Origin of the sequence: Streptomyces axinellae (assembly GCF_039532135.1) — a bacterium.
In the GTDB taxonomy this organism is placed as follows: domain Bacteria; phylum Actinomycetota; class Actinomycetes; order Streptomycetales; family Streptomycetaceae; genus Streptomyces; species Streptomyces axinellae.
On the sequence record NZ_BAAARJ010000018.1, the window covers coordinates 40,352 to 58,884 of the forward strand.

The 18,533-nt window shown below is 70.5% G+C and carries 11 protein-coding genes; 3 read left to right on the plus strand and 8 right to left on the minus strand.

The genetic code is table 11. The features are described 5' to 3' along the window. Window position 1 precedes the first annotated feature (1 nt). The 4 genes from rapZ to ABD339_RS24735 all read right to left on the minus strand — a co-directional run bounded on the left by rapZ (window position 2) and on the right by ABD339_RS24735 (window position 4,659). Window positions 2-964, minus strand: a complete 963-nt coding sequence (gene rapZ / locus ABD339_RS24720) for an RNase adapter RapZ (RefSeq protein WP_344568742.1) — start codon at window positions 962-964, stop codon at window positions 2-4. A 78-nt stretch (window positions 965-1,042) separates the two neighbouring features. Continuing rightward, on the minus strand, window positions 1,043-3,130 hold the full coding sequence (gene uvrC / locus ABD339_RS24725; RefSeq protein ID WP_344568744.1) for an excinuclease ABC subunit UvrC: 2,088 nt from the start codon (window positions 3,128-3,130) through the stop codon (window positions 1,043-1,045). A gap of 145 nt (window positions 3,131-3,275) precedes the next feature. Further along, the gene (locus ABD339_RS24730; protein ID WP_344568745.1) at window positions 3,276-3,932 is read right to left on the minus strand and encodes an MBL fold metallo-hydrolase; all 657 of its coding nucleotides are present in this window, start codon (window positions 3,930-3,932) and stop codon (window positions 3,276-3,278) included. A 25-nt stretch (window positions 3,933-3,957) separates the two neighbouring features. Next, window positions 3,958-4,659: a maleylpyruvate isomerase family mycothiol-dependent enzyme gene (locus tag ABD339_RS24735; RefSeq protein WP_344568747.1), complete on the minus strand. Its 702-nt coding sequence runs from the start codon at window positions 4,657-4,659 to the stop codon at window positions 3,958-3,960. Between the two features lie 195 nt (window positions 4,660-4,854). Between ABD339_RS24735 and uvrA the strand changes: the two genes are divergently transcribed. The 3 genes from uvrA (at window position 4,855) to ABD339_RS24750 (ending at window position 12,074) form a co-directional block, all read left to right on the plus strand. Next, on the plus strand, window positions 4,855-7,914 hold the full coding sequence (gene uvrA / locus ABD339_RS24740; protein ID WP_344568749.1) for an excinuclease ABC subunit UvrA: 3,060 nt from the start codon (window positions 4,855-4,857) through the stop codon (window positions 7,912-7,914). A 53-nt stretch (window positions 7,915-7,967) separates the two neighbouring features. Beyond that, a complete protein-coding gene (locus ABD339_RS24745; protein ID WP_344568751.1) occupies window positions 7,968-8,387 on the plus strand; it encodes a Rieske (2Fe-2S) protein in 420 nt (139 codons plus the stop codon). Window positions 8,388-8,804: 417 nt separating this feature from the next. Beyond that, window positions 8,805-12,074 carry a phosphodiester glycosidase family protein gene (locus ABD339_RS24750; RefSeq protein WP_344569020.1) on the plus strand — a complete coding sequence of 1,090 codons (3,270 nt, stop codon included), beginning with the start codon at window positions 8,805-8,807 and terminating at the stop codon, window positions 12,072-12,074. A gap of 145 nt (window positions 12,075-12,219) precedes the next feature. On the opposite strand, the gene ABD339_RS24755 is transcribed toward ABD339_RS24750, so the two are convergent. The 4 genes from ABD339_RS24755 to uvrB form a co-directional block, all read right to left on the minus strand. Then, window positions 12,220-13,281 carry a TerC family protein gene (locus tag ABD339_RS24755; RefSeq protein ID WP_425576082.1) on the minus strand — a complete coding sequence of 354 codons (1,062 nt, stop codon included), beginning with the start codon at window positions 13,279-13,281 and terminating at the stop codon, window positions 12,220-12,222. Between the two features lie 362 nt (window positions 13,282-13,643). Next, the gene (locus tag ABD339_RS24760) at window positions 13,644-15,440 is read right to left on the minus strand and encodes a TerD family protein (protein ID WP_344568753.1); all 1,797 of its coding nucleotides are present in this window, start codon (window positions 15,438-15,440) and stop codon (window positions 13,644-13,646) included. A 131-nt stretch (window positions 15,441-15,571) separates the two neighbouring features. Further along, window positions 15,572-16,150 (minus strand): TerD family protein, encoded by a 579-nt coding sequence (locus tag ABD339_RS24765; protein ID WP_344568755.1) that lies wholly within the window; start codon window positions 16,148-16,150, stop codon window positions 15,572-15,574. Window positions 16,151-16,392: 242 nt separating this feature from the next. Further along, the gene (uvrB, locus tag ABD339_RS24770) at window positions 16,393-18,519 is read right to left on the minus strand and encodes an excinuclease ABC subunit UvrB (protein WP_344568757.1); all 2,127 of its coding nucleotides are present in this window, start codon (window positions 18,517-18,519) and stop codon (window positions 16,393-16,395) included. Window positions 18,520-18,533 lie beyond the last annotated feature (14 nt).

The following is an 18,533-nucleotide window of genomic DNA, read 5'->3' on the forward strand; positions in this document are numbered from 1 at the left end:
GTCACTCACGCCCCATGTCCCGGTGCACCACGACCGTCTCCACGCCCTCGTCCGACAGCCTGCGGGCCAGCTTCTCGGACACGGCGACACTGCGGTGCTTACCGCCCGTGCACCCCACGGCCACGGTGACGTACCGCTTGCCCTCCCTGCGGTAGCCGGCCGCGATGAGCTGGAGCAACTCGGTGTAGCGGTCCAGGAACTCCTTGGCTCCGGGCTGATTGAAGACGTAGTTGGAGACCTCCTCGCTGATGCCGGTGAAGGGGCGCAGCTCGGGGACCCAGTGCGGGTTGGGCAGAAAGCGGCAGTCCACGACGAGGTCGGCGTCCACGGGCAGGCCGTATTTGTAGCCGAACGACATGACCGTGGCGCGCAGTTCGGGCTCCTCGTCGCCGGCGAACTGGGCGTCCAGCTTGGCGCGCAGTTCGTGGACGTTGAGCCCCGAGGTGTCGATCACCAGGTCGGCGTCGCCGCGCAGCTCGCGCAGCAGGTCGCGCTCGGCGGCGATGCCGTCGACGATGCGCCCCTCTCCCTGGAGGGGATGGGGGCGGCGCACCGATTCGAAGCGGCGCACGAGGGCGTCGTCGGAGGCTTCGAGGAAGACGATGCGCCGGGCGACGTTGTAGGTCGCGAGGTCGGCCAGCGAGCCCCGGAGATTGTCGAAGAAGTTACGGCCGCGTACGTCCACCACGACCGCGATCCGGGCGACATTCCCCTGGGACCTGGCGCCCAGATCGACCATGGTCGGGATCAGCTCGGGCGGGAGGTTGTCGACCACGAACCAGCCGAGGTCCTCCAGGCATTTGGCCGCGGTGCTGCGGCCGGCACCGGACATCCCGGAGATGATCACCAGCTCCGGGATCGTGGCGCCTGCCGCGGCGTCCGTATCGGCCCGGTCGGCCGACTCGGCCGGGTTGAGCGTACTCACCACTGCTCCGTCTCCGCGCTGCTCGCGTTCCGCGCTCATGCTGTCATCCCCCGCCGGTTTCTGTTCGGCCCCTTCACACGGGCCTTTGTCCGCTTTGTCGATCTTATTGGTGCTTGGTCACTCTTCTTCAACAATCTCACCGGTCGCGGTATTCACCGCGGGCGCCGAGGGCGCGGATCCGGCCAGCACCGCGGCGACCGTCTCGGCCGTCTTCCGGCCGATCCCGGGGCACTGGGAGATTTCCTCCACCGTGGCGGCGCGCAGCTTCTTGACGGAGCCGAAGTGCTTGAGCAGGGCCTTCTTACGGGTCTCCCCCAGGCCCTGCACGGCATCCAGCGGACTGCTGCGCAGCCGCTTGCCGCGCTTGCCGCGCTGATACCGGATGGCGAACCTGTGCGCCTCGTCACGAACCCGTTGCAGCAGGTACAGGCCCTCGCTGGTGCGCGGCAGGACGACGGGATCGCTCTCGCCGGGGATCCAGACCTCCTCCAGGCGCTTGGCCAGGCCGCAGATGGCGACGTCGTCGATACCCAGCTCGTCCAGCGCCGCGCGAGCCGCCGCGACCTGCGGCTGTCCGCCGTCCACCACCACGAGCTGCGGGGGGTAGGCGAACTTCCGCGGGCGCCCGTCCTCATCCCGCGCCGCCCCCGCGGCGGGTTGACCGGACTGACCGTCGGCGCCCGCACCCGCGGGGGCGGGGTGTGCGGGGGCCGGGGCGGCGGGGGCGGGGCCCGTCTCCAGTTCGCCGCCCAGCTCCTCCTCAGGCCACTCGCCGGTCTTCTGCTTCTCCAGCAGATAGCGGCGGAAGCGGCGGCTGATGACCTCGTGCATGGCGCGGACGTCGTCCTGGCCCGCGAAGGACTTGATCTGGAAGCGGCGGTACTCGCTCTTGCGGGCCAGGCCGTCCTCGAAGACGACCATGGAGGCCACCACGTCGTCGCCCTGGAGGTGGGAGATGTCGAAGCACTCGATACGCAGCGGCGCCGAGTCCAGGTCCAGCGCCTCGGCGATCTCCTCCAGGGCGCGGGAGCGGGTGGTCAGGTCCGAGGCGCGCTTGGTCTTGTGCAGCACGAGCGCCTGCTCGGCGTTGCGCCGCACCGTGTCCATCAGCGCGCGCTTGTCGCCGCGCTGCGGGATGCGCAGGCTCACATGGGAGCCCCGGCGCCCGGCCAGCCATTGCGCTATCGGCTCGACCGGATCCGGCAGCGCGGGGACCAGCACCTCCTTGGGCACACCGCCGCTGCCGCTGCTGCCCTCGGCGTCCCCGCGCTCCTCGCCGTAGAGCTGCTGGAGCGCGTGCTCGACCAGCTCGGGGGTGGCGATCTCCTCCACCTTGTCGGTGACCCAGCCGCGCTGGCCGCGTACCCGCCCGCCGCGTACGTGGAAGATCTGGACGGCGGCCTCCAGCTCGTCCTCGGCCACGGCGATCAGGTCGGCGTCGGTCGCGTCGGTGAGCACCACCGCGTTCTTCTCCATCGCGCGGCGCAGCGCGTCGATGTCGTCCCGGACCCTGGCCGCCTTCTCGTATTCCATCTCCTCGGCGGCCTGTTGCATCTCGCGCTCCAGGCGGCGCAGCTGGGTGCCGGTGTGCCCGGCCATGAAGTCGCAGAATTCCTCGGCCAGTTGACGGTGGTCCTCGGGGCTGATGCGGCCCACGCACGGCGCCGAGCACTTGCCGATGTAGCCCAGCAGACAGGGGCGGCCGATCTGGGCCGAGCGCTTGAAGACCCCGGCGGAGCAGGTGCGCACGGGGAAGACCCGCAGCATCAGGTCCACCGTCTCGCGGATGGCCCACGCCTGGCCGTAGGGGCCGAAGTAGCGCACGCCCTTCTTCTTGGGGCCGCGCATCACCTGGACGCGGGGGAATTCCTCGTTCATCGTCACGGCGAGCGACGGATAGCTCTTGTCGTCGCGGTATTTGACGTTGAAGCGGGGGTCGTACTCCTGGATCCAGGTGTATTCGAGCTGGAGCGCCTCGACCTCGGTGGTGACGACCGTCCACTCCACGGAGGCGGCCGTCGTCACCATCGTGCGGGTGCGAGGGTGCAGCCCGGCGAGGTCCTGGAAGTAGTTGTTCAGCCGCTGGCGCAGGCTCTTGGCCTTGCCGACGTAGATGACTCTGCGGTGCTCGTCACGGAAGCGGTAGACCCCGGGCGAGTCGGGGATCTCTCCCGGTTTGGGACGGTAGCTGGTGGGGTCTGCCATGACGCACACCCTACTGGCGCGGGGTGACAGCCACGGAGTGACAGCCATCGGCGCCGGCCGGCATCGGTGGCGGCCGGCGCGCGGTGCCGTGGTCACCGCGGGCGGGCGGCGGTCCGCCGCCCGCCCGCAGCCCGTCCGCCGTCGCCTACCAGCCGCGCTCCCGCCACTCCGCCAGGTGGGGGCGCTCGGCGCCGAGGGTGGTGTCGTCGCCGTGCCCGGGGTACACCCAGGTCTCGTCGGGCAGTTGTGCGAACAGCTTGTGCTCGACGTCGTCGATGAGGCGGGCGAACGCCTCCGGGTCACCGTGGGTGTTGCCCACGCCGCCGGGGAAGAGGCAGTCCCCGGTGAACAGGTGCGGGTGCCCCTGGGGGTCGTCGTAGACCAGGGCGATGGAGCCGGGGGTGTGCCCGACCAGATGACGGGCTGTCAGTTCCGCCTCGCCCACCCGCAGCGTCTGCCCGTCCTCGACCGGTACGTCGGTCGGCACGGGGATGCCCTCGGCGTCGTACCGGCCGGCGAAGGTGCGGGCGCCGGTGGCGGCGACCACTTCGGCGAGCGCCTGCCAGTGGTCGCCGTGCCGGTGGGTGGTGACGACGGAGGCGATGCCGTCCTCGCCGATCAGCCGCAGCAGGGTCTCCGGCTCGTTCGCGGCATCGATCAGCAGCTGCTCGCCGGTGGCCCGGCAGCGCAGCAGATACGCGTTGTTGTTCATGGGGCCGACGGCCGCCTTGGAGATCATCAGCTCCGGCAGCTCGTGCACGTCCGCGGGTCCGCCGACCCGCACCACTCCGCTGTAAGGCATGCCGCAACCCTAGAGTGCGGGCAGCCTAGAGCGCGGGCAGCGCGGGCAAAGACCCCCGCGCCGAGAGCCCGCTGCCGGTGGTGCGCCCTGTGAGCCAGCCGACGAGCGCGACCGTGCTGCCGACCACCACCAAGGGGCCCTCCGCACCGGCCTCCGGGGCGCCGGTACGCCAGGTCCTGCCGTCCTCGGCGCGCAGTTCGAGGGCCACGGAAATGTCGGGGTGGCCGAGGAAGCGGCGGGCCATGCCGGCCAGCTCCCGGTCGAGGAACGTGCCCGAGAGGTCTTCCAGCCGGTATCCGATGCCCATGTCGATGTGGTGCAGCTCGACCTCGGCCCAGCGGCGGAAGGGGAGAGCGGAAGCGAGATCGGTCACGCCGTTGCGCAGGGTGACGGTGCGGCCCCAGTCCTCCTCACCGAGCGAGGCGAAGGCGCTCTCCAGCCGGGACGCACTGGTGCGCACGTCATCGACCTGGTCGTCCAGATTTCGGGTCGCGCCGTGCTCGATGTCGGCTTCGCGGGCCTCGGCGCTCGCGTACATGGGCTTGCCCGCCAGGACGTTGACGAGGGCGTCGGCGTTGCGCGCGAGGTGGGTCAGCACGTGACCCCGGGTCCAGCCGGGCAGGTGGGAGGGCTCCGCGATCGCTGACGGGTCGAGTTTGACGGTGGCGCTCAGCAGGTCCTCGGTCGCGGTCCGTACGAGTTCGGCGTCGTGCGTGGGCGTCGTCATGATCCAAAGCTAGTCCGGCCACTCCTTCGAGTGGAAGATGGCAGGACCGGCCGCAATTCGAAAGCACGTGCTATAGGCTCGTGGAGGCTCCTGTCCCGGAAGCGAACGACACTCCGGCCGGCGCCGTCCTACTCTTGGTCGGGGATCCCCGCGCCGCCGCGGGTCCCGCTTCTCACATGAAAGGTGCCAACCGGCGTGGCCGACCGTCTTCTCGTCCGTGGCGCTCGCGAGCACAATCTCCGGAATGTCTCGATCGATCTCCCCCGCGACTCCCTCATCGTCTTCACCGGTCTGTCCGGCTCGGGGAAGTCCTCGCTCGCCTTCGACACGATCTTCGCGGAGGGGCAGCGCCGCTACGTGGAGTCGCTCTCCGCGTACGCACGGCAGTTCCTCGGGCAGATGGACAAGCCCGATGTCGACTTCATCGAGGGCCTCTCCCCGGCCGTCTCGATCGACCAGAAGTCCACCTCGCGCAACCCGCGCTCCACCGTCGGCACCATCACCGAGGTCTACGACTATCTGCGGCTGCTCTACGCCCGGATCGGCAAGCCGCACTGCCCGGTCTGCGGGCGCCCGATCTCCCGGCAGTCGCCGCAGGCCATCGTGGACAAGGTGCTCGACCTTGAGGAGGGCAGCCGCTTCCAGGTCCTCTCGCCGCTGGTGCGCGAGCGCAAGGGCGAGTTCGTGGACCTGTTCGCCGAGTTGCAGACCAAGGGCTACAGCCGCGCCCGGGTGGACGGGCAGACCATCCAGCTGTCCGAGCCGCCCACGCTGAAGAAGCAGGAAAAGCACACGATCGAGGTGGTCGTCGACCGCCTCACCGTCAAGAGCAGTGCCAAGCGGCGGCTGACGGACTCGGTGGAGACCGCGCTCGGGCTCTCCGGCGGCATGATCATCCTCGACTTCGTCGATCTGGACCAGGACGATCCGCAGCGCGAGCGGATGTACTCGGAGCACCTGTACTGCCCGCAGGACGACCTCTCCTTCGAGGAGCTGGAGCCGCGCTCGTTCTCCTTCAACTCCCCCTTCGGCGCCTGCCAGGTGTGCACCGGCATCGGCACCCAGATGGAGGTCGATCCGGAGCTGATCGTCCCCGACGAGGACAAGTCGCTGGACGAGGGCGCCATCCACCCCTGGTCGCACGGGCACACGAAGGACTACTTCGCCCGCCTGATCAACGCGCTGGCCGACGCGCTCGGCTTCCGTACCGACATCCCGTGGGCGGGCCTGCCGGCGCGCGCCAAGAAGGCGCTGCTGTACGGCCACAAGACGCAGGTCGAGGTGCGCTACCGCAACCGCTACGGCCGCGAGCGCGCCTACACCACGGCGTTCGAGGGCGCGCTCTCCTTCGTCAAGCGGCGGCACTCGGAGGCGGAGACCGACAGCAGCCGGGAGCGCTTCGAGGGCTACATGCGCGAGGTGAACTGCCCGGCGTGCGAGGGCACCCGCCTCAAGCCGCTGATCTTGTCGGTCACGGTGCAGGGGAAGTCCATCGCGGAGGTCTCCGCGATGTCGATCAGCGAGTGCGCCGAATTCCTGCGCGAGATGAAGCTGACCGGCCGCGAGAAGACGATCGCCGAGCGGGTCCTGAAGGAGGTCAACGAGCGGCTGCGCTTCCTGGTGGACGTCGGCCTGGACTATCTGACCCTCAACCGCGCCGCGGGCACCCTCTCCGGCGGCGAGGCCCAGCGCATCCGGCTCGCCACCCAGATCGGCTCGGGGCTCGTGGGCGTGCTCTACGTCCTGGACGAGCCGTCCATCGGCCTGCACCAGCGCGACAACCACCGGCTGATCGAGACCCTGGTGCGGCTGCGCGACCTGGGCAACACCCTCATCGTCGTCGAGCACGACGAGGACACCATCAAGGCGTCCGACTGGGTCGTGGACATCGGCCCGGGGGCCGGGGAGCACGGCGGCAAGGTCGTGCACAGCGGCCCGTTGAAGGAGCTGCTGAGCAACGCGGAGTCGGTGACCGGCGACTACCTCTCCGGCAAGCGCGAGATCCCGACGCCGGCCGTACGCAGGCCGGTGGACCCCTCGCGGCAGCTGACGGTGCGGGGCGCCCGGGAGAACAACCTGCGGGACATCGACGCCTCCTTCCCGCTGGGCGTGCTGACGGCCGTCACCGGAGTCTCGGGTTCCGGCAAATCGACGCTGGTCAACGACATCCTCTACACGCACCTGGCGCGGGAGCTGAACGGCGCCAGGTCCGTGCCGGGCAGGCACACCCGCGTCGAGGGCGACGACCTGGTGGACAAGGTGGTGCACGTCGATCAGTCGCCCATCGGCCGCACCCCGCGCTCCAACCCGGCGACGTACACCGGCGTCTTCGACCACGTCCGCAAGCTGTTCGCGGAGACGACGGAGGCGAAGGTCCGCGGCTACCAGCAGGGCCGCTTCTCCTTCAACGTCAAGGGCGGCCGGTGCGAGAACTGCGCCGGTGACGGCACGATCAAGATCGAGATGAACTTCCTGCCGGACGTGTACGTCCCCTGCGAGGTCTGCCACGGTGCGCGCTACAACCGGGAGACCCTGGAGGTGCACTACAAGGGCAAGAACATCGCCGAGGTCCTGGACATGCCGATCGAGCAGGCCATGGACTTCTTCGAGGCAGTGCCCGGCATCGCGCGCCACCTGCGCACCCTCAACGACGTCGGCCTCGGCTACGTCCGCCTGGGCCAGTCGGCGCCGACCCTCTCGGGCGGCGAGGCCCAGCGGGTGAAGCTCGCCAGCGAGTTGCAGCGGCGCTCGACGGGCCGCACGGTCTACGTCCTGGACGAGCCGACGACGGGGCTGCACTTCGAGGACATCCGCAAGCTCATCGGCGTCCTGGATGGCCTGGTCGAGAAGGGCAACTCGGTGATGGTCATCGAGCACAACCTCGACGTCATCAAGACGGCCGACTGGGTCGTGGACCTGGGCCCCGAGGGCGGCAGCGGCGGCGGCCTCGTCATCGCGGAGGGCACCCCCGAGCAGGTGGCGGCCCACCCGGCCAGCCACACGGGCAAGTTCCTGCGCGACGTGCTGGGCGACCGCGTCAGCGACGCCACGCCAGTGAAGGCCGGCAGCGGCCGGAAGTCGTCCGCCCCGGCCAGGAAAAAGGCAGCCAAGGAGACGGCCGCCACGAAGGCAGGGGGCGCGAAGAAGGCAGCGGCGGCGGCCAAGAAGACCACCGCGGCGAAGAAGACCGCGGCCAAGAAGGCCCCCGCCAAGAAGACTGCGGCGGCCAAGAAGACGGCCGCGCGCAAGCAGTGAGGTGAGGGACGGGGCCGGGCCGGAGGCGCGGATCAGGACGTAGAGTACGGATCGTGACAGACACTGATCCGCAGGCCACGCGCCGTACCGTCCTGTGCGGGGCCGCTCTTGCCGCGCTCGGCCTCACCACCGCGGCATGCGGTGGCGAGGGCGGCACGTCCGACAGCTCGGGGAGCCCCGACAAGCCCGTCGATCTCGGCGCGGCGGGCGCCGTCCCGGTGGGCGGCGCCAAGCTGTACCACAAGGAGAAGCTGCTCGTCTCGCAGCCGAAGAAGGGCGAGTTCAAGGCGTTCAGCAGCGTGTGCACCCACCAGGGCAGCCTGCTGGGCGAGATTCAGAACGGCGAGGCCGTGTGCCCGCTGCACGGCAGCCGGTTCCACGCGGACACCGGCAAGGTCGCCCAGGGCCCGGCCACCAAGCCGCTCCCCTCCGTTCCCGTCAAGGAGAGCGGCGGCAAGCTCACCGCCGGCTGAGGATCCCCCCGCCACCCCCATCCCCTGACGGGTGACGCCTTCTCGAACGCACGTGCAGAGCCGCCCCGTGAACGCTGGGATGTGTGGGGCCGTACGGGCGGATGTTTCCCTCGATTTCACTACAGACCTCTGGTGTAGACCGGTCCCTCTTGGGACGCTGTGCGGCACTCTGCGCAGAAAGCACGGAGAACACTGGTGTTTGTGGGGGACGTTGTGAGACAAGTCCACGCACGCGCACGACGGTCACCGAGCCGTTCACCCCGAAGACTCCTCCTGCGGTCGCTGCTCCCGGCAGCGGCCGTTTCCACGCTCCTGGCCGGTCTCCTTCCGGCCGGCGCGGCCCTGGCCTCCCCGGGCGCCGCCACGTCCCCGGGAAGCGTGCGGGCGCACCCCCGGTCAGTCGCCGACGGCGACGGCATGGAGCTGTCCCGCACCACCCGCCCCGTCGCGCCCGGCGCCCGGCTCACCTCGTTCGAACGGCTGGAGTCCGACAAATGGCTCCGGGCCGACGCGCTCAGTCTCCGGCTGGGCAGCGGCAACAAGGGAGCGACGGCCGACTACCTCTCCTCCGGCAAGGTGTCAGGGCGCAAGCCGGTCAGCGAACTGGCCAGGGACCACGACCCCGGCAAGGGGCGGCGCACGGTCGCGGCCTTCAACGCCGACTTCTTCGACATCAACGAGACGGGCGCCCCCCTGGGCCCCGGCGTGCGCGACGGGCGCCCCACCCACTCCCCCGCGCCCGGCACCTCGGAGGCGGTCGGTATCGGCCCTGGGGCGGCCGGGCGCGTGCTGGACCTGTACTTCGAGGGGACCCTCGCCCTCCCCGGCGGCACGGCGCGGCTGGACGGCCGTGACGCGGCCAACGTCCCGCAGGACGGCATCGGGCTCTACGACGCGCAGTGGGGCGAGGCCGACCGGGGGCTGACGGTCGATCAGGCGGCCGACGCCATCGAGGTGACCGTCGAGGACGGGAAGGTGACCTCGGTCTCCGAGAAGCCGGGCAAGGGACCCGTACCCGAAGGAGTGACCGTGTTGCTCGGACGGGGCAAGGGCGCGCAGCGGCTGGCGGCGCTGCGTACCGGCGACCCGGTGTCCGTGGAGTACCACGTGCGAACCGAGGACGGCTCTCCCGTTCCCCGTACGGCAGTCGGCGGACGCGGAGTGCTGGTGGTGGACGGCGCGGCGCAGGACTGGGAGGGCAGGCCGAACAACACGGCCGCTCCCCGTACCGCTGTCGGCTTCTCCAAGGACGGCGGCACCATGCACGTCCTCACCGTCGATGGCCGTCAGGCGGCCTCGGGCGGGGTGACGCTGACCGAGCTGGCGCTGATGATGAGGAAGCTGGGCGCCTACAACGCCCTCAACCTCGACGGGGGCGGCTCCTCCACACTTCTGGCGCGCGAGCCGGGCGCCGAAAAGCTGCGACTGGAGAACGCGCCCTCCGACGGCGAGGAGCGCGAGGTCGCCAACGGGCTGGCGCTCACCGCCCCCGAGGGCTCGGGCCGGCTGTCCGGATACTGGGTGAAAACGGCGACCGACCCGGACAAGGCCCCCACAGCCGACAACGTTCCCGGCGGGCATCCGGAGCGCGTTTTCCCCGGCCTCACCAGAAAGCTGACCGCCACCGCGTACGACGAGACCTACGGCCCCGCCACCGAGGCGCCCCGCCCCGGCTGGTTCTCGGCCCGTCCCGGCGTCGGCCGGAGCGACGCGAGGGGCGTCTTCCACGCGCGCCGCACCGGCAGCACCAAGGTGACGGCACGCAGCGGTGCGGCCAGGGGTGCGACGGAGCTGAGGGTGCTCGGCAAGCTGGCGCGCGTACGGCCCACCACGGACCGGGTCGGGCTCCAGGACAGTGGCGCGACGGCCTCGTTCGGGCTGGTCGGCTACGACGCGCAGGGGAACAGCGCCCCGGTGGAGCCCTCCGATGTGCGGCTGGACTACGACCGTTCGCGCTTCACGGTCACCCCGTACGACGACGCCGCTGCCACCGGCGGGTTCACCGTCCGCGCCCGCACCGGGCAGGAGTCCGCCTCCGATGTCCTGACCGTCACCGTCGCCGGCCGCACCACACACCTCGCGCTGACGGTGGGTCTGCGGGAGCAGAAGGTCGCGGACTTCGAGGACGCGGCCGGATGGACCTTCAGCGCGGCCCGCGCCAGCGGCGCGATCGCCCCCGAGTCCTCGGGCAAGGACGGCGACGGCCTCAAGCTCAGTTACGACTTCACCCAGTCGACGGCCACCCGCGCCGCCTACGTCACCCCGCCCGCCGACCGTGCCGTCGCCGGACAGCCGAAGAGCTTCACCATGTGGATCAGAGGCGACGGCTCCGGCGCGTGGCCCTCCCTCCAGCTCAAGGACGCCACAGGCACCGACCAGGTGCTGCGCGGTCCGGTGGTCGAGTGGCGGGACTGGCGGCAGATCACCTTCGAGGTGCCGGACGGCGTCGCCTACCCCCTCAAGCTGCACCGCATCTACCTCGCCGAGACCCGGCCCACCGCCCAGTACACGGGCTCGGTGGTGCTGGACGAACTGGTGGCGCGCACCCCGCCGGATGTGGACCTGCCGCCCGACGCGCGCCCGCACGATCCGCTGATCTCCACGGCCTCGGACACGGCGGGCCGCGACTGGCGGTTCGCCGTGCTCTCGGACGCCCAGTTCGTAGCCCGCGAGCCGGACAGCGGCATCGTGCGCCAGGCGCGCCGCACGCTGCGGGAGATCCGCGCCGCACGGCCGGACTTCGTCGTCGTCAACGGGGATCTGGTGGACGAGGGCTCGCCGGAGGATCTGAAGTTCGCCCGCAAGGTGCTGACGGAGGAGCTGGGCGATGCCGTCAACTGGTACTACGTGCCGGGCAACCACGAGGTGATGGGCGGTTCCATCAGCAACTTCGTCAACGAGTTCGGCCCGGCCCAGCGCACCTTCGACCACCGGGGGACCCGCTTCATCACCCTGGACACCTCCTCGCTGACGGTGCGGGGCGGCGGATACGAGCAGTTCCGCGCGCTGCGGCGGGAGTTGGACAAGGCCGCGAAGGACAGCCGCGTCGGCTCGGTGGCCGTCATCGAACATGTGCCGCCGCGCGATCCGACCCCACAGCGGGCCAGCAGGCTCACCGACCGGCGCGAGGCCGACCTGCTGGAGGACTGGCTGGCCGACTTCCGCTCCCGCAGTGGCAAGGGCGCGCTCCTGGTCGGCGGCCATGTCGGGGTCTTCGACGCCTCCCGCGTGGACGGCGTCCCCTACCTGGTGAACGGCAACGCGGGCAAGGCTCCCGCGGCGCCGCCGGACGAGGGCGGCTTCACGGGCTGGTCCCTGCTGGGCGTCGATGCGGGCAGGCCGCCGCGCGAGGGCGGCTGGATCTCCGTACAGACCCGCGCGCACGTGGACGGGCTGTCGCTGGAGGCGCCCACGCGTCTGCGGGTGGGGGGCACGGCCGACGTGTCGGCGGCGGTCACGCAGGGCGCCGGGGCCGGGGCCCGGCACATTCCGGTGGGCTGGCCGATGAGCGCCGACTGGCCGGGCTCGCCGGGGCTTTGCGTGCGGGGAACGGTGCCCAGGGGGCGCTGTGTGGCCTCGTACGATCCGGACAGCGGCGCGCTCACCGGCAACCGGCCCGGCAAGGTCACCCTTGCGGTGACCGTCAACGGGACCCGCTCCGCTCGCGAGGTGACCGTCACCCGCTGACGCCGAAGACGGCCGAGGACGACGGGCTCCCGGCCCCGCCCCCTACCGGAAGGAGTGGTGGGGCGGGGCCGGGAGGTGCGGGGCGGGCCGGGGCCTACGAGTGGGCCGCGGTCCGCTCGGGGCGCTCAGGAGTCGAGGTCGGCACTCAGGAGTCGATGTCCGCCTTGCGCTCGGCGTCGGTCTCGTGCGCGTCGCCCGCGCTCGCGTTCGCGCTCGCGTTCGCGTTCGGCTGCCCGTCCGGCTCCCCGTCCGCGGCCTTCTCCCGCTCCTGGGCCTCCTGCTTCTTGGCGGCCATCAGTGAGGTGATGGTGGTGACGACCAGCACGGCGCAGATGACGCCGAGGGAGACGGGGATGCTGATCTCCGGGACGTGCACCCCCGACTCGTGCAGGGCGTGCAGCACCAGCTTGACGCCGATGAAGCCGAGGATCACCGAGAGCCCGTAGGACAGGTGGACCAGCTTCCTCAGCAGACCGCCGAGGAGGAAGTAGAGCTGGCGCAGGCCCATCAGCGCGAAGGCGTTGGCGGTGAAGACGATGTACGGGTCCTGGGTCAGGCCGAAGATCGCGGGGATCGAGTCCAGCGCGAACAGGATGTCCGTCGTGCCGATGGCGAGCATCACGATCAGCATCGGCGTCATCAGCCGCTTGCCGTTCTCGACGATGAACAGCTTGGTGCCGTGGTACTTGTCCGTGGACGGGAAGCGCCGCTCGACCGCCTTGAGCAGGCGGTTCTCCTCCCACTCCTCTTCCTCCTCGTCCGAGCGCGCCTCCTGGATCAGCTTCCACGCGGTCCAGATGAGGAAGGCGCCGAAGATGAAGAAGACCCAGGAGAAGGACGCGATGATCGCGGCGCCGGCCGCGATGAAGATGCCGCGCAGCACCAGCGCGATCAGGACACCCACCATCAGCACGCGCTGCTGGTAGATCGAGGGCACCGAGAACTTCGCCATGATCAGGATGAAGACGAAGAGGTTGTCGACGCTGAGCGACTTCTCGGTGATGAATCCGGCGAAGAACTCACCGGATGCCTGGGCGTTGCCGAAAAACAGCAGGCCGACTCCGAAGAGCGCGGCGAGCACGACCCAGACCGTGGTCCAGATCCCCGCCTCCTTGAGGGAGACGTCGTGCGGTTTTCGGCCACCGATGAAGAAGTCGGCGGCGATGAGGGCGCAGAGACCGACGATGGTCAGCACCCAGACAGTCATGGAGATTTCCACAAAATCCTCCGGCTTGGCTACGAGCATGGGCCGGAGGTCTCTTCCACCTGGTCTCGCCGCCCAAGACGGACCGGGCCGGCGCCCCGGGGCCGGCCTTGGCCGGTCCGTATTGACGGGATCACCGCGTGGCTGGGAATACTCCCCTCCGTTGAAAGAAAGAGTAAAGCAATCCCATATAAAGGCAAAGTGAAAGTCCACGGAGTGGACCCGCTGATGGGTCACGGAGTGGACCGAGGACGGGGGGGTCACGGAGTGGACCGAGGACGGCGGGGTCACGGAGTGACGACGGGGCGGGGTCACGGAGTGGACCGGCGGCGCGGACAGCTCCGCGGAACAACGTTCGGGACGGCTCAGTACCCGCGGGACCGCCGTCCGGCCACGACTGTGCGGAGCACCTGCGGAAGCACCTGGCTACCGCTGGGCGCCAGGGGTGGCTCGTACGTCCACGCGTGCCCGACCCAGGGGTCGGCGAGATGGCCCTCGGGGACCGGCGTGAGCCGCATCAGGGAGCGCCACAGAGGGTCGAGCACCGGTCCGTAGCCCCGGGCATCGTCACGGTCGGCGACCATCATCAGCCCGACCCCGACTGAAGGGCCCTCATCGGCGAGATAGCGGAGCTGGGTGACAGCACGGTCGTCGAAGCCGTGCGGGAAGTCGTGGACGATCAGCAGCTGGTCACCGGGGTCGAGATCGGCGGGCAGCGCGTCGGTGGCACCGCTGCGCACAGCCATCTGCACCAGGTCCACGCGCTGCGTCAGCCGCTCCAGTACGGCGGAGACGCCCGCGGCGCCCGCGGCCGGCGGCATCTCCAGCGCGCCGGAATCGACCAGCGGCGCGAGCGCACCGGATGCCGAGCCCGCAGGGTCGATGACATGCGCCGAGAACTCGCCCGCCGGATGAGCGGCGATCAGCCGGGCCGCCAGCGCCGTCGCCGTCTGTGCGGCGAGCCCCCGCAGTTCGTCGCCGGACGTCAGGCCGTCGCAGCCGGAGCGGCGTCCGCTGTCGATCCACAGGCCGCGATCCAGCGGGAGCCGCAGCAGCATGGGGATGCGCAGGCCAGCGGCTTCCGGAAGGCTGAGGTCGCCCACGCGCAGGGCCATGGGGCGCTCGGCGGGTGGCCGGTACGCCTGCCAGACGGGGTTGTCCCAGCGGGCCAGCGCGGGCGGGAGCGCGGGCTCGACCACCTCCGCCTCGGCCACCAGCTGATCGATGTCCCGGTCCAGCACGGCCTGCGCCTGTGCGACCAGAGCGCGGTGCTTGGCCCTGGCCTCGGTGCGGGCCGCGTCTGCCGCGGGGCCGACGCGGGTGCGCGGGTCGTCCAGGACCTTCTCCAGCTCGCGCTCCATCCGGGAGTCGGCGAAGTCCACTGCGGAGCGGTAGGCCGCGACCGTGCGGGCCAGATCCTCGAACATGCCCCACACCTGGTTGTAGAGCCGCTCCTCCATCGACCAGCCGGGGGCGTCCCCGGCGACGGGCTGCTGCGGTGGCTGGGGCCGGGGTTCGGGCTGCGGGGTGGCGGTCCGGCGCGGGTGCTGGTAGTTGACCCGAGCGCCGCTGGTGGCCGGACCCGGTCCCGGGGGCGCTATCGAGCGGGCCACTCCGGCGGCCACGGCCTCGTTGATCTTTTCGGCGAGCTGCCGTGCGTCGGGCAGGCCCTGGTCGCCGAGCATCGCGGCGAGCCCCGCCGCGTACCCCTGGCCGACGGCCCGCACCTTCCACGCGTCCTGCCTGCGGTACAGCTCCAGCGCGACGACGGCGGACTCGGCGCCCAGCCCGGTGAGGGTGTAGCTCGCGATTTCGTCACCCCCCAGACCGGTGACGGCGACAAAGGGCGCGGCCAGTTCGGCGAAGCTCGCGGGGCCGCCGACTCCGTCCGGCAGCGCCAGCAGGACGTTGACCCGGTGCGCGTCCTGCGGCAGTGCCGCCAGATCGACGGCGAGGCGGTGCACAGCGGCGGCCTGGCGGGAGACCTCCAGCCCGGGCAGCTGCGGCTCAGCGGGGTGGGCGAACCATCCGGCGTCGCGCATCCGTCCCCGCGCGTCGTTGAGGGTCGCCCCCGCGATGACCGGAGTGCCGACCGACACCCTGATCTCCACCCGGCTCCAGGGCAACGGATGGTTCTGCCCCCTGACCAGTTCCGCCGTCATCCTCGCGCCTCCCCCTGCGGCCCGCTGTGTGGCCTGCCCGTCCCGCTGTGCGGCCTGCCCGTGTGCCCTGCCCGTGTGCCCTGCCGCTGTGGGCCGGCGGCCGGTCCCGCCAGGCCCCGCCGGTCACGGCATCAGAGCTTCGGAAGGATCACCGGGATCAGGTCCTGGAAGGTGCGGCCGTTGGCCGGGTCGCCGAGGGCCGTCATCTGCCAGCCGCTGCCCTGGCGGTGCACCTTGGCCATGATCTGCGCCGTGTAGTCACCGCCGCCGGTGAGCGTGTAGCGGGCCATCTCCTGGCCGTTGGTCTCGTCCACGATGCGGCAGAAGGCGTTCTCGACCTCGGCGAAGGTCTGCCCGGTGAAGGAGTTGACCGTGAAGACGATCTGGTCGATGTGGACGGGCACGCGCTGGAGATCCACCATGATCGCCTCATCGTCGCCGCCCTGGCCCGCGCCGCCCACCAGGTTGTCACCGGTGTGCTTGACGGACCCGTCATCGCTGACCAGGTGCCGGAAGAAGACCACATCGACCGGCTGCTTGTCGGCGAAGAGCACCGCCGAGGCGTCGAGGTCGATCTCCTTGGTGCGCTTCCCGAAGAGCCCCCGGCGCGGTGCGGCCTGCCAGCCGAGCCCCATCCGGACGGCCGTCAGAGTGCCCCCGTCGCTCTTCTGGAGGCTGATCGCCTGGCCCTTGGACAAGTTGACCGACACGTGCGTCCCCTCTCGACAACGCGACCGCCACGGACCGGCGGCCACCACCCGCAGAACCCTACGCAAGACGGGTGACAGCCCGTTCCGCGAGCGGCTCCATTGTGTCGTTGTTGCAACACTCCCCAGGTCTCACGGCTTCTCGCCCGCCGGGGGTGCGCTGGGCCGGGGCACTCGGCCGGGGCACTCGGCCGGGGCGCTGCTTGCCCCCAGCTTCGCCCCCAGCCCGCTACTTGAGCCCCGCGTTACTTCAGCCCCGCCTCCTTCATCTGGCGCAGCTCCTTCTTCAGCTCCCCCACCTCGTCGCGCAGCCGGGCGGCCACCTCGAACTGCAACTCCGCCGCCGCGGCCCGCATCCGCTCGGTCAGCTCTTCGATGGTCTCGGCGAGGTCGGCGGCGGGCCGGTCGGTGAGCTCGCCCGCCTTGGCCCTGCCCTTGGCCGGAGTGGGGGCCGTCGCCCTGCCCTTGGCCGCCTTGCCGCCCTTGCCGGTCTCGTCCCGCTGGCGGTAGCCCGTCTCCAGCAGTGCCTCGGTGTCGATCTCCTCACGGACGATGTCCGCGACGATGTCGCCGATCTTCTTGCGCAGCGGCTCGGGGTCGATGCCGTGCTCTTCGTTGTAGGCGATCTGCTTCTCGCGGCGGCGGTTGGTCTCCTCGATGGCCCGCTCCATACCCGGGGTGACCTTGTCCGCGTACATGTGCACCTGGCCGGAGACGTTACGGGCGGCGCGGCCGATCGTCTGGATGAGGGAGGTGCCGGAGCGCAGGAAGCCTTCCTTGTCCGCGTCGAGGATCGCCACCAGGGAGACCTCGGGGAGGTCGAGGCCCTCGCGCAGCAGGTTGATGCCCACCAGGACGTCGTACTCCCCCGAGCGCAGCTCACGCAGCAGCTCGATGCGGCGCAGGGTGTCCACATCGCTGTGCAGATAACGCACCTGGATGCCCAGTTCGACGAAATAATCCGTCAGGTCCTCGGCCATCTTCTTGGTCAGCGTGGTGACCAGTACGCGTTCGTCGCGCTCCTCGCGGGCGCGGATCTCGTGCACCAGGTCGTCGATCTGGCCCTCGGTCGGCTTGACGACGACCTCCGGGTCGATGAGCCCGGTGGGGCGGATGACCTGCTCGACGAAACCGTCCGAGCGGGCCAGCTCGTAGGGGCCGGGGGTCGCGGACAGGTACACCGTCTGCTCGATGCGCTCCAGGAACTCCTCCCACTTCAGCGGGCGGTTGTCCATCGCCGAGGGGAGCCGGAAGCCGTGGTCGATCAGGGTGCGCTTGCGTGCCGCGTCGCCCTCGTACATCGCGCCGATCTGCGGGACCGTCTGGTGGGACTCGTCGATGACCAGCAGGAAGTCGTCCGGGAAGTAGTCGAGCAGGGTGTGCGGGGCCGAGCCGGGGTCGCGCCCGTCGATCTGCCGCGAGTAGTTCTCGATGCCTGAGCAGGTGCCGATCTGGCGCATCATCTCGATGTCGTAGGTCGTGCGCATGCGCAGCCGCTGGGCCTCCAGGAGCTTGCCCTGCTTCTCCATCGTGGTGAGCGTCTCGGCCAGCTCGGCCTCGATGGCGTTGATGGCGCGCTCCATGCGCTCGGGGCCGGCCACGTAGTGCGAGGCCGGGAAGACGTACAGCTCCTGGTCGTCGGAGATGACCTCGCCGGTGAGCGGGTGGAGCGTGGAGAGGGCCTCGATCTCGTCGCCGAACATCTCGATGCGGACGGCCAGCTCCTCGTAGACCGGGAAGATCTCGATGGTGTCGCCCCGGACGCGGAAGGTGCCCCGGGTGAAGGACACGTCGTTGCGCGTGTACTGGATATCGACGAAGCGGCGCAGCAGCTGGTCCCTGTCGAACTCCTCGCCGACCTTGAGCGGCACCATCCGGTCCACGTACTCCTGGGGGGTGCCCAGGCCGTAGATGCACGAGACGGAGGCGACCACGACCACGTCACGCCGGGTGAGGAGGGAGTTGGTGGCGCTGTGGCGGAGGCGCTCCACCTCCTCGTTGATCGAGGAGTCCTTCTCGATGTAGGTGTCCGTCTGGGGGACGTACGCCTCCGGCTGGTAGTAGTCGTAGTAGGAGACGAAGTACTCCACCGCGTTGTTCGGCAGCAGCTCGCGGAATTCGTTGGCCAGCTGGGCCGCGAGCGTCTTGTTGGGGGCCATCACCAGGGTCGGACGCTGGAGCTTCTCGATCATCCAGGCCGTCGTCGCCGACTTGCCCGTACCGGTCGCGCCGAGCAGGACGACGTCCTTCTCGCCGCCCGTGACGCGCTGGGCCAGCTCGGCGATGGCGGTGGGCTGGTCGCCGCTCGGCTGATAGGGGCTGACGACCTCGAAAGGCGCCACCTTGCGTTCGATCTCGGTGTTGGGCCGCATGCAATCCACGGTAC